Below are 17,116 nucleotides of genomic sequence, written 5' to 3' on the forward strand. Positions count from 1 at the left end.
CCTGCCCTCATCCACCGCGTCTGATCCGGCCGACATGCGTTGCCAGCAGCGGCCCGATGACGGCGAGACTGTCCTGCTTCGTCATGTCGTCGTGGTTGCAATCGATCGTGTATTCACGGAGACCGCCATCGACCGCCGCATTCCAGGCGCCTGCCGATGCGGGGACGTCACCCCGGGCCGCGCGAAAATAGATGAGTTCGCCCCGGTAGACAGAGGGCGAAAACTGCTGCGCCAACCTCAAATTATTGGCGCTGACCGCCAACATTCCTTCGAATGCGCGCGGCGGAAGCCGGCCGAGCGGATCATCTCTGCGCCGAAGAGAGGCGGCGATGTCCTGCCATTGCACCTCATCCGCGGACGGAACCGAGCCGTCGTAGCCGATCATGGTGAGGAACATGGCCAGGTGACGGTCACGGGAGGGTTCCAACTGGGGAGATCCAAAACCTTCGCCCTCTGTCGCAGGCAGATGGCTGTCGAGCAGCGCGAGGAGCGAAACTTCGGAGCCCTCTTCCTGCAGCATGGTGGCGATCGCAAAGGCAACCAATCCACCAAAGGACCATCCGAGAAGACGATAGGGGCCACGGGGCTGGACGCGCCGAATATGAGCCAGATAATCGCGCGCCATCTCCGCGACGGAACGCGGCATTGGCTCGTCGTGATCGAGATTGCGCGCCTGCAGCGCATAGATCGGAATGTTCGGCCCGAGGTGAGGAACCAGCCCGGTATAGCTCCAGCCGAGGCCATAACCGGGATGGATGCAAAACAGTGGCGGTTCGTCCCCGGAGGACTGCAAGGGGATGATGACGTCGAGCGGGCTCGCGCCGGGCCGGGCATCGAGCCTCTCGATGAGGCCGGCAACCGTGGGTCTCTCAAAAAGGTCGCGGATGGTAATTTCCGCGCCGAGCATGCTGTGGATCCGGCTGGTGAGACGCGCTGCCGTCAGGGAATGCCCCCCGAGCGCGAAGAAACTGTCGTCGATACCGACATTAGGAAGGCCGAGGACATCGGCGAAGAGACGGCAAAGCAGCGCCTCGCGGTCATTACGCGGCCCACGGCCGGTGGTGGTGGCAATGTCCGGTTCCGGCAGCGCCTTGCGGTCGAGCTTGCCGTTCGGGGTCAGCGGCAAGGCGGGAAGCGTCACGATCGCCTGCGGCACCATCGGCTCGGGCAGCTCGGCGGCAAGCTGTTCCTTCAGCGCGTCCGGATCGGCCGAGCCCACGACATAGGCCACGAGCCGCCGGTGCCCCGGCTGGTCCTCGCGAACCAGCGCCGCAGCGGCCATCACGTCCGGATGGCGGGCGAGCATCGCCTCGATCTCGCCGAGCTCGATACGGTGGCCGCGGATCTTCACCTGGTGGTCGCTGCGGCCTAGAAAATCGAGGCTGCCGTCCGGCCGAAAGCGGGCGCGATCGCCGGTGCGATACATGCGGGCCCCCGCCAGGCCGAAAGGGTCGGCGGGGAAGCGCGCGGCAGTCAGGCCGGGGCGGCCGCGATAGCCGCGGGCGAGGCCGTCGCCTGCGATATAGAGATCACCCGCCACCCCTGCGGGCACCGGCTGCAGGCCGCCGTCGAGTACATAGACCCGCGTATTCCAGATCGGCCGGCCGATCGGTGGCGCTGAGGCGGTGGCGCCGTCAACGCGGGCCGCGGTCGACCAGATGGTCGTCTCCGTCGGCCCATAGAGATTGACGAGGTTTCGGCCCGCTTCAAGCATCTGCACGGCAAGGTCGCCCGGCAACGCCTCTCCGCCCACGAGCATCCGCAGCCGCGGGAGGGCGGCGCCCGCATCGTTCAACAACGACCGCCACAGGGACGGTGTAGCCTGCATGATCGTGGCTTCGGTTTCGACGGCGGCGCGGGCCAGCGCTCTCGGCGTCTGGACCGTGTCGCGGCCGACGAGCACGACCGAGCCTCCCGCGCGCAGCGGCCCGAACAGCTCCAGGCCGGCGATATCGAATCCGAGCGTAGTGACAGCCAGCAGGCGGTCGCGTGGTGCGAAGCCGATCTCGTCCTGCATGGCGGCCAGGAAATTGTTCAGCGCGCCATGCGTCACGACGACGCCTTTTGGCGTCCCGGTGGAACCGGATGTGTAGATGACATAGGCGGAATGGCGCGGGTCGATCGGCGTGAGCGGCACGGCCGGATGCCGACGGCTGGAGCCCGCCACGGGCGGGTCGAAGCGCAGGAGGCTGCCTGCGCCGATCGCCGCCGCCGTCGCTTCGCTGGCGATCAGCGCTTTCGGCGCCGCATCCCGCAGCATGAAGGCCAGCCGCTCGCGCGGATAGTCCGGGTCGAGCGGCAGATAGGCCGCACCCGCCTTCATCACGCCGAGCACCGCCGCCACCATGGCCGCCGAGCGCGGCAGGGCGATCGCCACGATGTCCTCGGGCCCGATGCCGCGCGCGATCAGCCGATGCGCCAGCGCCTCGGCCCGGTCGTCGAGCGCCTGGTAGCTCAGGCGCTCGTCCCTGGCGATCACCGCCACCGCTTCCGGGCTCGCTGCGACCTGCGCCGCAAACAGCGCCGGAAAACACGCCCCGGGCACCTCATGCCGGGTCGCGTTCCAGTCGTCCAGGATCAGCCGGCGCTCCGCCGGGGCGAGGATATCGAGCGCTGCGACCGGCTGGCCGGCATCCGCCGCCATGCCCGCCAGAAGCCGCTCCAGGCGCCCCGACAAAGCCTCGGCCGTCGTCGCCGCGACCAGCTCCGGGCGATAGTCCAGCCGCAGTTCCAGCCGCTCGCCCGGCATGGCCATCAGGCTCACCGGATAATGGGTCGCGTCTTCAGCCGCAAAGCCCGCCACCCGAAGCCCCGGCGCCGGCGCATCGAGCCGGCCCCGGTCGAGCGGGTAGTTCTCGAACACCACCAGCGTGTCGAACAGGGCGCCCAGCCCGGCCTCCGCCTGGATCTCCGTCAGCCCGAGATGCTGATGCGGCAGAAGCCGCGCCTGCCCCGCCTGCAACCGCATCAGAAGCTCCGCCACCGGCTCGCCCGGCAGCAACTTGACCCGCAGCGGCACCGTATTGATCAGCAGGCCGACCATCGTCTCGACGCCGGCGATTTCCGCCGGACGGCCCGACACCGTCACCCCGAACACCACGTCGTCGCGCCCGCTCATGCGCCCGAGCAGCAGCGCCCAGGCCGCCTGCACGATCGTGTTGAGCGTCAGATCATGGCGCCGCGCCAGATCGCCCAGCGCGCCCGTCAACGCCGGCGACAAGGATAGCGACACATGCCGCTGCACGCGCCCGGGCGTAGCCGGCGTCTCGGGCAGCGCGTCCCGCACCCCCGCGCCGGACAGTTCGTCGAGGAGCCGCGTCGGCTCCTCGAGCCCGGCAAGCGCATCCCGCCAGGCGGCCCGCGCCGCCTCCCGGTCCTGCCGGCCGAGCCAGGCGAGATAGGCACGGTAGGGTGTCGCCGGCGCCAGGCTCTCGCCCCGGTAGAGCCGAAACAGCTCGTCCAGCACCACCGGCATCGACCAGCCGTCGAGCAGGATGTGGTGATTGGTGAGGATCAGCCGGTGGCGGTCGGCGCCGAGCCGCACCAGCGCGACCCGCATGAGCGGCGCCTCGTCCATGACGAAGCCGCGCGCCCGCTCCTCCGTCATGAACGCCGCGAGCCGGGCCTCGCGCTGCGCTTCCGGCGTCTGCCTGAGGTCGATCTCCGTCCAGGGCAGCGTCACCGCCGACGCGATCACCTGGACGGGACGCGTCAGCCCCCGGTGCCGGAACGCCGCCCGCAGATTGGCATGGCGGGCAAGCAGCGCCGCAAAAGCCTGCCGCAGGGCGGGGGCATCGAGCGGCCCCGCGAGATCGAGGGCCACCTCGACCCCATAGGCATCTGCATCTGCGTCATACAAGGCATGGAACAGAAGCCCCTCCTGCAACGGCGACAGAGGCAGAACCTCCTCCAGCCCCGCTACAGACGCCTCCAGTTCCTCCACCTCTGACCCGGTCAAGGAAACAAGGGGAAAATCCGAAGGCGTGTGCCCGCCCGCACGAGGATCCCGACTGAGAGCGGCCAAAGCCGTCAGGGCCCGGAACCACCGTCCGCCGAGATCGCAAACGGCCTCCTCCGTCAATATGCCCGTCGCAAAGGTCCAATGGGCAACGAGCCGTGGCCCCGTCTTCTCGTCCATCACCTGCGCGTCGAGGGTCAGGGCATGGGCGAGCGCCATCGCCGCGTCACCATCACCGCCGAGCCCGTCGGACTCTGGCGCCGGCAGCCAGGGTCCGGTCTCCGACGCAAAGCGCCCGAGGTAATTGAAGGCGATCTGCGGGCGGGGAGCATCGCGCAATGTGGCGGCTCCCGCCTCATCGAGATAGCGCAGAAGGCCGAAGCCAAGGCCGTTGTCCGGCACTTGCCGGATCTGCTCCTTCACGCGCTTCAACGACGCCTGGATCGAAGCATCCTGGCCGGGATCGAGGCGGACGGGATAGAGGCTGGTGAACCATCCGACCGTCCGTGACAGGTCGATATCGCCACTTTCCTCGCGACCATGCCCTTCGAGGTCGAGCAGCATCGACGAGCCGGCACCCCAGCCGTTGTCGCGCCGCCATTCCGTGAAGGCGACCGCGAAGGCGGTGAGCAGCACGTCGTTGACTCTGCCGTGAAAGAGGGCCGGCAGGCGTCCGAGTAGCGGCGCCGTGACATCGGCCGGTAGGGTCAGCGCGATGTGGCCAGCGGTGCCGTTCACGTCGCGACTTGGATCGAGGGGCCGCATTCCGATGAGCGGGTCCGGCTCTGCGAGCACCGACAGCCAATGCGCCAGCTCGGCCCGGCGCCCGTCCGTGCCCGCCTCGGCATGGAGATGCGCGGCCCAGCGCCGGAACGACGTGCCGACCGGCGCCAGATGCGGCACTTTCCCGGCGGCGCTCGCCTCCCACGCCTGCTGGAGATCTGGAACGAGGATACGCCACGACACGCCGTCCACCACCAGATGGTGAAGCACCAGGAGCAAGCGGCCCGGACTGTCGCCACCTGCATCGAACCAGACGGCTTGCACCATGACCCCATCACCGGGGACAAGGCGCGCGGCGGCCGCCGCGGTCTCCTCGGCCATGCGCATGGCCATCGCGTCGGTCGAGAGGCCGGTGATTACGACCCGCCGCAGGCAAGTCGCGGCATCGACGGCGCCGCGATCGGCGATCGTGAGCGCCCAATCGTCGCCCTTCACAGTCAATCTCAGCCGGAGAGCGTCGTGGTGGTCGAGGACGGCCTGGAGAGCCGCCTTCAGGTCCGCAGGATCGAGGCCGGCCGGCACCTCCAACAGCATCGTCTGGTTGAATCGGTCGATCGGACCACTTTGGGTCCCCAGCCAATGCATGATTGGGACGAGCGGCACGCGCCCCGTTCCGATATCGGCCACGCGGGGACCTGTGGCGAAGCTTGCGATCTCCGCAAGTCTCGCCACGGTCTTGTGCTCGAAAACGTCGCGGGGCGTGAAGATGAGGCCTGCCGAGGCAGCGCGGCTCACCAGTTGGATGGAGACGATGCTGTCGCCCCCGAGCGCGAAGAAGCTGTCGTCGATACCGACATCAGGGAGGCCGAGGACATCGGCGAAGAGGCGGCAAAGCAGCGCCTCGCGGTCGTTGCGCGGCCCGCGGCCGGTGGGCCCGGCAAGATCCGGTGCCGGCAGGGCCTTGCGATCGAGCTTGCCGTTCGGGGTCAGCGGCAAGACGGGAAGCGTCACGATCGCCTGCGGCACCATCGGCTCGGGCAGCTCGGCGGCAAGCTGTTCCTTCAGCGCGTCCGGATCGGCCGAGCCCACGACATAGGCGACGAGCCGCCGGTGCCCGGGCTGGTCCTCGCGAACCAGCGCCGCCGCGGCCGTCACGCCCGGATGGCGGGCGAGCATCACCTCGATCTCGCCGAGCTCGATGCGGTGACCGCGGATCTTCGCCTGCTGATCGCTGCGACCGAGAAAATCGAGGCTGCCGTCCGGTCGAAAGCGGGCGCGATCGCCGGTGTAATACATGCGGGCCCCCGCCAGGCCGAAAGGGTCGGCGAGGAAGCGCGCGGCAGTCAGGCCGGCGCGGCCGAGATAACCGCGGGCGAGCCCGTCGCCTGCGATATAGAGATCGCCCGCCACCCCTGTGGGCACCGGCTGCAGGCCGCCGTCGAGCACATAGACCCGCGTATTCCAGATCGGCCGGCCGATCGGCGGCGCTGAGGCGGCATCCGCCGCCGAGAGCGCATCGCTCATGGTGGCGCAGACGGTCGTCTCCGTCGGCCCATAGGCATTGATCATCGTCCGCCCGGGTGCCCAGGCTGCGACGACATCGGGCGGGCAAGCCTCTCCGGCCGTCACGATGGTGACATCCGGGGACAGCGTTCCGGGCTCAAGCGCGGCGAGGATCGCCGGAGGCAGCGTGACATGCGTCACCTGATGCCGCTCGATGATGGAGGCCAGCTCGGCGCCGGCCATCAAGCGCTCTTTCGGCAGTACCAGGGCCGCGCCGCTGAGGAGTGCCATGCAGAACTCGGAGAATGCCGCATCGAAGCTGAACGAGGCGAACTGGAGAACGCGCGAGCGCGCGCTCACCCCGAAGCGTTCGATCTGGGCACCGGCGAGCGCTGCAATGCCGCCATGCGTCACGACGACGCCTTTTGGCGTCCCGGTGGAACCGGATGTGTAGATGACATAGGCGGGATGGCGCGGATCGAGCGGCTGCCGCGGCACGGCCGGATGCCGGCGGCCCGAGCCGGCGGGCACTGCGGCCTCGGGCGGGTCGAAGCGCAGGAGGCTGCCTGCGCCGATCGCCGCCGCCGTCGCTTCGCTGGCGATCAGCGCCTTTGGGGCTGCATCCCGCAGCATGAAGGCCAGCCGCTCGCGCGGATAGTCCGGGTCGAGCGGCAGATAGGCCGCACCCGCCTTCATCACACCGAGCACCGCCGCCACCATGGCCGCCGCGCGCGGCAAGGCGATCGCCACGATGTCCTCGGGCCCGACGCCGCGCGCGACCAGCCGGTGCGCCAGCGCCTCGGCCCGGTCGTCGAGCGCCTGGTAGCTCAGGCGCTCGCCTTCGGCGATCACCGCCACCGCTTCCGGGCTCGCTGCGACCTGCGCCGCAAACAGCGCCGGCAGGCACGCCCCGGGCACCTCATGCCGGGTCGCGTTCCAGTCGTCCAGGATCAGCTGGCGCTCCGCCGGGGCGAGGATATCGAGCGCCGCAACCGGCTGGCCGGCATCCGCCGCCATGCCCGCCAGAAGCCGCTCCAGACGTACCGACAAAGCCTCGGCCATCGCCGCCGCGACCAGCTCCGGGCGATAGTCCAGCCGCAGCTCCAGCCGCTCGCCCGGCATGGCCATCAGGCTCACCGGATAATGGGTTGCGTCTTCAGCTGCAAAGCCCGCCACCCGCAGCCCCGGCGCCGGCGCATCGAGCCGGCCCCGGTCGAGCGGGTAGTTCTCGAACACCACCAGCGTGTCAAACAGGGCGCCCAGCCCGGCCTCCGCCTGGATCTCCGTCAGCCCGAGATGCTGATGCGGCAGAAGCCGCGCCTGCCCCGCCTGCAGCCGCACCAGAAGCTCCGCCACCGGCTCGCCCGGCCGCAACTTGACCCGCAGCGGCACCGTATTGATCAGCAGGCCGACCATCGTCTCGACGCCGGCGATCTCGGCCGGACGGCCCGACACCGTCACCCCGAACACGACGTCGTCGCGGCCGCTCATGCGCCCGAGCAGCAGCGCCCAGGCCGCCTGCACGATCGTGTTGAGGGTCAGATCATGGCGCCGCGCCAGGTCGCCCAGCGCTCCCGTCAGCGCCGGCGACAAGGATAGCGACACATGCCGCTGCACGCGCCCGGGCGCAGCCGCCGTCTCGGGCAGCGCTTCGCGCACCCCCGCGCCGGACAGTTCGTCGAGGAGCCGCGTCGGCTCTTCGAGCCCGGCAAGCGCCTCCCGCCAGGCGGCCCGCGCCGCCTCCCGGTCCTGCCGGCCGAGCCAGGCGAGATAGGCACGGTACGGTGTCGCCGGCGCCAGGCTCTCGCCGCGGTAGAGCCGAAACAGCTCGTCCAGCACCACCGGCATCGACCAGCCGTCGAGCAGGATGTGGTGATTGGTGAGGATCAGCCGGTGGCGATCGGCGCCGAGCCGCACCAGCGCGACCCGCATGAGCGGCGCCTCGTCCATGACGAAGCCGCGCGCCCGCTCCTCCGCCATGAACGCCGCGAGCCGGGCGTCGCACTGCGCTTCCGGCGTCTCCCCGAGGTCGATCTCCGTCCAGGGCAGCGTCACCGCCGACGCGATCACCTGGACGGGACGCGTGAGCCCCCGGTGCCGGAACGCCGCCCGCAGATTGGCATGGCGAGCAAGCAGCGCCGCAAAAGCCTGCCGCAGGGCGGGGGCATCGAGCGGTCCCGCGAGATCGAGGGCCACCTCGACCCCATAGGCATCTGCATCTGCGTCATACAAGGCATGGAACAGAAGCCCCTCCTGCAACGGCGACAGAGGCAGAACCTCCTCCAGCCCCGCTACAGACGCCTCCAGTTCCTCCACCTCCGACCCGGTCAAGGAAACGAGGGGAGCCATCGTGGGTTCGGCACCCGCCTCATGCGTGTCCACGGCACTTGCGGCGCGCGCCAAGGCCTCGACCGTCTTGAGACGGAAAACGTCCCGCGGACTGAAGGAAAGACCCGCCGCCCGGGCGCGACTGACCAGCTGGATCGACATGATGCTGTCGCCGCCGAGGGCGAAGAAACTGTCTGTGGGGCCGACCGCATCGAGATGCAGCACGTCCGCGAACAACCGGCAGAGCAGCTCCTCACGAGGATTGCGGGCGCCCGATCCGGCGGAGGGCTTGGGCAGCGCCGGGATCGGCAGCGCGCGGCGATCCAATTTGCCGTTCGGCGTGATCGGCAGGCGGTCGAAAACCACAAAGACGGCCGGCACCATGTAGTCCGGCAGGCGCGCGGAGAGATGGTCGCGCAAGGCCGCCACGTCCGGCGCGACGCCGTTGGCACCGACAACATAGGCGACCAGTGCTTTTTCGCCCGGCCGATCCTCCCGCAGGACCACGGCGCAGGGACCGACCGAAGCCTCGCTGCCGAGCGCCGCCTCGATTTCGGCGAGCTCTATGCGAAAGCCGCGGATCTTCACCTGATCGTCGGCGCGGCCGACGAATTCCAGCGCCCCGTCCGGCCGGTGCCGCACGAGATCGCCGGTGCGATACATGCGCGCGCCGGGGCCGGCATGGGGATCGGCGATGAAGCGCTCCGCCGTCAGGCCGGCACGCCCGATATAGCCACGACCCACACCATCGCCGCCGATGTAGAGTTCGCCGACGACGCCGACCGGCACCGGCGACAGCCACCGGTCCAGCACATAGGTCCGGGTGTTGTCCCGCGGCCTGCCGATGGCCACCGCCCGCTCGGACCATTCGTCCAGTCCTGGCCGATGGGAAGTAGCGAACATCGTCGTCTCGGTTGGACCGTAGGCGTTCACTACCGTGGTACCTGGACAATGCTCCATCACCCGCCGGAAGGCCGACAGCGAGGCGGCATCACCGCCCGTCCAGAGCGTCTTCAGGCCCGCGAAGCAATTGGGCATCTCCTCCGCGAAAAGATTGAAGAGGCTCGTGGTTATGAACAGCCCGGTCAGTCGCTCTTCTGCAATGAGCTCGCAGAGAGAGGACGGATCGAGAGGCCCCGGCGGGGCGACCACGACGGTACCGCCGGTCATCAGCGGCACCCAGATCTCATAGGTGGAGGCGTCGAAGGCGTAAGGCGAGTGCAGCAGAACCCGATCGTGATGGCCTCGATCCCAGCACCGGTCGAGGGCGAGCCCGAGCACGTTGCGATGGCTGATGCCAATTCCCTTCGGCAGGCCGGCCGAGCCCGACGTATACATCACATAGGCGAGCCAATCGGGATGCCCGGCAACCCCCGGATCGTGGTCACCCGCCGCTGCCAGGGCGGCCTCGGTATCGAGGACGAGGTGGGCTATTCCCGAGGGCGCCGCCTCCGCACTGGCCAGATCCATCACCAGAAGGGCCGCTTCGGTTTCTTCCAGGATCTGCCGTTTCCGCGCCTCCGGATGACTGTCGTGCAAGGGAACATAGACCCCGCCGGCCTTCAGGATGCCGAGGGTGGCGACGATGAGCGCGGCGGAACGCTCCATGAGCACGCCGACCCGCGTCTCAGGCCGGACGCCAAGATCAATCAGCCGGTTTGCTACGCGATTGGCGCGCCGGTCCAATTCCGCAAAAGTCAGGGTCGTGCCGGCGCTGCGCAGCGCGACCGCATCCGGCCGCCGGTTCACCTGTTCGGCAAATCTCTGCGGGATGGTGAGATCCACGGCCGCATGTGGATAGACAGTCTCGTTCCAGGTCTCCAGAACCTGCCGGCGCTCGTCGGGGGCGAGCAGATCGAGTGCGCCGATCGGGCTGTCGGGTGTCGCGAGTGCCCGTTCGAGCAGCAGCACGAAGCGCCGCGCCACGCCTTCCGCAGTCGACCGCTTGAAGAGCTCGGTGCTGTATTCGAGGGCGCCCTCGATCCCTACCGGCGCCCCGTCGGCGTCTTGCCGTTCGGTGAGGCTGAAGACGAGATCGAATTTCGCCGCATCGATCGTGACCGGCTCGGGGCGGGACTGCAGCTCAGGAAACCGCCAAGGCGCGTCCGGGGCATTCTGGACTTCGAGCGCCACTTGAAACAGCGGGTGGTGGCTGAGCGATCGCTCCGGATTGAGCATCTCGACGACCCGGTCGAACGGGACGTCCTGGTGGGCATAGGCGGACAGATCCGATTTGCGCACACGGTCGAGCAGCGCGCGAAAGCTGGGAGATCCGCTCGTATCTGTCCGCAGGACGAGCGTATTGACGAAGAACCCGATGAGATCGTCGAGCACTTCATCGGTCCGCCCCGCGATCGGACTGCCGATGGCGATGTTGTCTCCCGCGCCGAGCCGTGAGAGCAAGGCGGCGAGCGCAGCCTGCAGCACCATGAAGACGCTCGCCCGCTCATCTCGGCAGAGCGCGACGATGGCACGGTGCAGTGTCGCATCGAGTTGGAGCGGCACCGTGCCGCCCCGCTTCAGCAATATGGAAGGCCTGGTAAAATCCGTCGGCAGATCAAGCTGCTCAGGCAATCCGTCGAGCATCTCACGCCAATAGGCGAGTTGCCGCGACGAGGCGCTCGCCGGGTCCTCTTCGGAGCCGAGCATGGCGTTCTGCCAGAGAGCATAATCCGCATAGTGCAGCGGAAGCGGCGACCATGTCGGGGCCGTTCCGTGATGCCGTGCTGCATAGGCCGTCGTCAGGTCGCGTCCCAGAATGTTCAGGGAAGCGCCGTCCCCGGCGATATGGTGAAGGACGAGGAGCAATACATGCTCACGCGCGGCAAGCGTGAAGAGATGAGCGCGCAAGGGCAGATCGGTGGCGAGGTCGAAGGTCTCCGAGGCCGCCGCATTCAGAGCCACCGGCAGATCCGCTTCGGAGACTGCCCGTATCCTCATTTTCGGTCGCCCGCTCGCAGGCGGCAGCACCCTCTGATACGGCAGGCCGAGATCTTCGGGATAGATCGTGCGCAGGCTCTCGTGCCGGTCGGTGACATCGGCGAGCGCCGCTCCGAGCGCAGCGCGATCGAGCTTCCCGGATAGCCGCGTGGCGAGCGGGATGTTGTAGGCGGCACTCGGCCCGTCGAGACGGCTCACCACCCAGAGGCGCCGCTGCGCTGCAGACAGTGGGATCGTCTGCGGCCGCTGCATGCGCTGCGGAATCTCGCGTGCCATGCCAGCCCGCTCGAGCGCCACTGCGAGCGACGCGACCGTCGGCGCGTCGAACACCATCCGCATCGGGATTTCGATGCCGAGCCGGTTGCGAATGCGATTGGCGAGCCGCGTCGCCAGCAGCGAATGCCCACCGAGTGCAAAGAAGCTGTCGTTGATACCGACCCGCGGCAGGCCGAGAATCTCCGCGAACAGCTGGCACAGCGCCTCCTCACGGGCGGTCCGCGGTGCGTCTTCGCCGATCAGGGCAGCATAGTCCGGTGGCGGCAAGGCTTTGCGATCGAGCTTGCCGTTGGCGGTCAAAGGCAGAGCGTCGAGGACGACAAAGGCCTGCGGCACCATGAAGTCCGGCAGGAGTTGCGCAAGATGCCGGGAAAGCTCCGACACATCCGGCGCCACGTCGCCCGCGCCCACGACATAGGCAACCAGTTGCTTGTCGCCACGCGGAGCGTCCCAGCCGACGACCACGCAACGCGCCACAGAGGGGTGGCGATCGAGAATAGCCGCCACCTCGCCCGGCTCGACACGATTGCCGCGGATCTTCACCTGATGGTCAGCGCGTCCGACGAAGACCAGCGCGCCATCGCCCCGCAATATCGCCACGTCCCCGGTGCGATACATCCGCGAATTCGCACCGCCGAATGGATCGGCGACGAACCGTTCTGCCGTCAGTCCCGGACGCTTGAGATAGCCCCGCGCAAGGCCCATGCCGGCAACGTAAAGCTCTCCTGGGGACCCGACCGGAACGGGCTGCAAGGTGCCGTCGAGAATGTAGACACTGGTGTTCCAGATGGGTTGGCCGATCGGCGCGTCGCCATCCTTCTCGACCGCGGCAAAGAGGCTGTCGCCACTCGCCTCCGAGGCACCGTAAAAATTGAGCAGTCGCGCCGCCGGCAGGACCTCTCCGAACTCACGTGCCAACGCCTCCGGCAAGGCCTCGCCGCTGGTGATCCAGAGCGCGCAATCGCGCAGCGCGACGGGATCGCCATCTTCCAGCATCGCGGCGAGCAAGCTCGGCACGAGGGTGATGCGGGCGATGCCGTGACGGGCGATGGCGGCAGCCAGCTCTCCGGGATTCTTGGCAACCTCCGGCGCGACAAGGACGACCGTGCCGCCATAGAGCAAGGCACCCAACAGTTCCGTCGAGCCGTCGATGAAGCTGAGCGAGCTCTTGACCGCCGCCGGGCCTGCCGACTGCGCTGGACAGAGGCTTTCGAACCAGGCGAGCCGGTTCGCCATGCCGGCATGCAGCCCCACCACGCCCTTGGGAGCCCCCGTCGAACCGGACGTATAGACGACATAGGCCGGATGCTGCGGTCTAAGGGGCTGGCGGCGGTCATCGTCAGTCGGTGCGTGGGCCGGCTCCGCCTCGATACGCGCGCGGACCGCGTCGTCGTCCAGATCGAGCACGAACACCCCGGTCCGCGCAGGCAACAAGCCGGCCGGCATCGACGACCGAAGAATGAGACACGCCGGCTCGGCATCCTCCACCATATAGGCGAGCCGCTCGGCAGGATATTCCGGGTCGAGCGGCAGATAGGCGGCGCCGCTCTTCAGGACCGCGAGCAGCGCGACGACACTGTCGACGGAGCGCCGCAGGGCGATCCCCGCGATGCTCTCCGGGCCGAGACCCTTGGCGACGAGATGATGCGCCATATGATTGGCGGCACGATCGAGCTCGGCATAGGTTACCCGCGCGTCCTCCGAAACGACGGCGATCGCCTCGGGTGTTCGGGCGACTTGCGCCTCGAAGAGGTCCGCCAGATTCGTCTGCGCAAGACGATGGGGCTCACCGCTTACGATCGCCGCAGGAACCGCCTCACCATCGGCGACCAAGGAATGTTCGGAAGTTCTCGATTGCTCTGGAGAATGCCTGAACGCATGGCGTGAATGATTCAATGCATGCCCTCTTCGTCTCCCCCAGACAGACTCAGAGCCAGGCAACCTTCTGCTGGTTCCAGCTTCGGATATTTACCTCATTACCACGACCGCTCAATTCGAAGTAAGCGCGTTTTCGACACATTTTGACAGAATTATGGTTAATGGCAGAGCTGTTCGCTAGCCAGCTCAAGAATCCTATCAAGCATCAAGGCCGAGTTCGCTGCGAAAGCCCTCGTGCTTATACTGAGTTCTCATCAGGCCGCGGCGCTGCAATTCGGGTACGACGGCGCGCGTGAACTCTTCGAAGCTTCCCGGAAAATGCGTGGGTGTCACCACGAAGCCGTCGCAAGCTTCGGAGAGAAAGAGTTCCTCGAGCTCATCGGCCACATCGGATGCAGTTCCGATCAGCCGCGGAGTGGATGAACTCTGCGCGAGCTTGATCGCAATCTCGTCGACGGTCCAGGCATGGTCCGGCCGCTCCGCGATGATGCGCTGCAGCCACGGCCGCGCGGCCCCCGCGTCCACGGCGCTGCGGCCGTCGCTGGCGGCCAGCACGACTTCGATCGGCGTCGACGGAGCGTAATGCGAAAGGTCTATTCCGAGCATCGCCGCGAAGAAGGCCCGGGCCATTTCCGGATGGATGAGGCGATCGAGATAGGCGGCCCTGGCCTGCGCGATGTCCCTGGTTTCGCCGAGGATAGGCTGAACAGCCGCCAGCAGCTTGATCGGCGCTCCGGTTCTGCCCAGTTCGGCGGCACGCGCTCGCACGTTGTCGCGCAGTTCCCTCATGCCCTGCTGATCGCTCTGGATCGCGAAGATCACCTCGGCCCAGCGGGCGGCGAAATCTCGTCCGCGGGAAGAGACCCCAGCCATCATGAGGACAGGCCCGCCGCCGGGACCGCGCGGCAAGGACAAGGGGCCCCGTACGTTGAAGTAGGCCCCTGCGTGGTCGAGCCTGTGAATCTTCTCGGGATCGGCATAGATGCCGGTGGCCTGATCTCGCACCAGAGCATCCGGCTCCCAGGACCGCCACAGCTTGGTGCAGAGGTCCAGCACCTCGTCGGCCCGATCATAGAGCGCATCATGGTCGAGTTTCGGGTGATGGCCGAAGTTATAGGCGTTGCTCTCGCCCGCAGACGTCACGACATTCCACGCGATGCGACCTGCGCTGAAATGGTCGAGCGTCCCGAAGATGCGTGCGAGATGATACGGCTCCATGAAAGTGGTCGATAAGGTGATGGTGAAACCGAGATGCCGCGTGGCGGCCACCATGGGTGCGACGAGATGGGATGGGTCGTGGCGAATGGCGCCCACGGCGCCATACTTGACCAGCGTTTCGTGATCGCCATTGAGCCCAACAGGGACGGAAAGCGATTCGGGCACGAAGGCCAAATCGAAGCAGCCGCGTTCGAGGGTGCGCGCAACGTTTTCATACAGAGCGCGGTCGCAGAAATCCGTCTCGCTGTATGGATGCCGCCACATCCCGCCGAAATGACTTCCAGGCACCAGAATATATCCGGCGAGCATCATCTGGCGCCGCATGTCTGCTCCCATTTCACTGATGATTACAAAAGCCGTTCGCCGATGAGCCGCAGGTTCATACTGGCACACCACCGGTCGATCTGAAAAGAGTCGGGCCTTTGAAATTACCCCGGATTAAGATGCTCGAGACCCGAAACTCTTGTGGCACGCCCGTCGGCTCGCCGCCGCGGGCGACATTTGGGCGGCCGGCCCTCATTCCGGCAGACCTGCTTTTCGCAAGCCCTCCGCGAATACCGCGAAATCCTCCGATCGTTGGATCGGCAGCCAATTCTTGATATTAGCAATGCGCAGAGTGGGATCGAGCTCGCGCAGATGATTTATGGCGCGCTGAGCATGTGCGGAGCGGCCGGCGAGTGCGTGGCTCGCCGCGATGATGCAGCCCACCATCAGAAAGCTGGGCAGGTTCCGGAACGCCTGCTCCGCCCATGAGGATGCAGCATCGAACCGTCCCGCGAACAGATGCGCCACCGCGACTCCGGCTTGCATGCGATACATTTCAGGGTCCAGTGGGCTCAGGCGCATGGCACGTGTGAAATGGACGATCGCGGCGTCCGTTTCACCGTGCCAGACCCTAAGATAGCCACCCAGGAACCAGGCCGCCGCTAGATTCGGGTTGAGCATCACCGCCCGGTCGAGCAAGGCGATGCCGGTATCGAAATCATCGGTGAAATGGCTGAGCGCGTGCCCTCCTCTGGTCAGCGCAACCGCATCGTCTCTGCCGAGTTCGACGGCCCGTCTGGCCAATCGGACCCCTTCCTCGATCTCCTGCGCGCGGTCGGTCATCCAACCGTTGACCTTTCGCCAGAAATAGCACCATGCCGCCATTCCGTAAGCCGAGGCGAATTCGAGATCGAGCTCGATCGCCCGATAGAACAGCGGCAGGGCGGCACCGATCGCCTCCTTGCTGCCCCGCTGCAAGTCTGCGATTCCTCGGAGGTGGCAGTCATAGGCGCTGAGGCTCGTTGTCGGCGCTCGCTGGGCCCGCTCGATCTCCGCGCGCTCCAGCTGCGGCGCCATAGCCCCCACGACACTCGCTGCGACTTGGTCCTGCAGTTCGAAGACGTCGTCGAGCGTGCCCTCGAAGCGCTCTGCCCAGAGATGCGCACCGGTTGTCGCGTCGATGAGCTGCCCTGTAATGCGCACGCGGTTACCGGCCTTGCGCACGCTCCCTTCCAGCACATAGCGGACGCCGAGCTCGCGACCGACCTGTTTTACGTCCACCGCCTGGCCGCGGTAGGTGAAGCTCGAGTTGCGCGCGATGACGAACAGCCAGCGGATACGCGACAAGGCCGTGACGATGTCCTCGACCATGCCATCGGCAAAATATTCCTGCTCCGGGTCGCCGCTCATGTTCTGGAACGGCAGGACGGCAATCGACGGCTTGTCGGGGAGGGGCAGTGCCGGCGCCGATATCTCGCCGGATGTGACTGGTTGGGCTTCCGCGGAACGGGAGCCAGCCGATGGATGCATCTCCGTGACCTCGGCAACGAAGCGGAAGCCTTTTCGGGCGATCGTTTTGATCAGCCGCTGCTCCTTGCCGCTGTCGCCGATGGCTTTGCGCACCGCGTTGATATAGCTGGTAAGCGTCGATTCAGAGATGATTCGTCCGCTCCACACCGCATCCAGCAGGTCGTCCTTGCCGACGACACGCTCGTGGTTTCGCACCAAATGCGTGAGGAGGTCGAAGACCTTCGGCCCGATCGCTATGGCTTCGGAGCCCCGCGTCAGCTCGCGTTTGGCGGTGTCGAGCCCATAACCTTCGAACAGGAATTGCACGTGGACGCTCCACGAAGCCATCATTTGCGCGACAGCCGTTGATAGCACGCCGGGGCGTCCTGGACACCCGACCGCGACGGCCGCTTGGACGAATAATCAAGGGAAATTCAGGCTCGCCCCAAGACGCCCGCAAGGTCTTTTGGTCGGCTTGCAGGCATCCTCCCGTCATCGGATCGCGATTGGCGCGATCGT

The 17,116-nt window shown here is 67.2% G+C and carries 3 protein-coding genes; all 3 read right to left on the bottom strand.

All coding sequences use genetic code 11. The features are described 5' to 3' along the window. Positions 1-7: 7 nt before the first annotated feature. The 3 genes from ACFQU1_RS06450 to ACFQU1_RS06460 all read right to left on the bottom strand — a co-directional run bounded on the left by ACFQU1_RS06450 (position 8) and on the right by ACFQU1_RS06460 (position 16,924). A complete protein-coding gene (locus ACFQU1_RS06450; protein WP_378130491.1) occupies positions 8-13,561 on the bottom strand; it encodes an amino acid adenylation domain-containing protein in 13,554 nt (4,517 codons plus the stop codon). Positions 13,562-13,804: 243 nt separating this feature from the next. Further along, positions 13,805-15,148, bottom strand: coding sequence for an NtaA/DmoA family FMN-dependent monooxygenase (locus ACFQU1_RS06455; protein WP_378130493.1), 1,344 nt, complete (start codon positions 15,146-15,148; stop codon positions 13,805-13,807). A 192-nt stretch (positions 15,149-15,340) separates the two neighbouring features. Beyond that, on the bottom strand, positions 15,341-16,924 hold the full coding sequence (locus ACFQU1_RS06460) for a winged helix-turn-helix domain-containing tetratricopeptide repeat protein (protein WP_378130495.1): 1,584 nt from the start codon (positions 16,922-16,924) through the stop codon (positions 15,341-15,343). Positions 16,925-17,116: the final 192 nt, after the last annotated feature.

Origin of the sequence: Chelatococcus sp. GCM10030263 (assembly GCF_042666455.1) — a bacterium.
Lineage (GTDB): Bacteria > Pseudomonadota > Alphaproteobacteria > Rhizobiales > Beijerinckiaceae > Chelatococcus.

Excerpts from the sequence above, each read along its gene's own strand:
- ACFQU1_RS06455 (WP_378130493.1), bottom strand. The coding sequence starts at position 15,148 with ATGCGGCGCCAGATGATGCTCGCCGGATATATTCTGGTGCCTGGAAGT.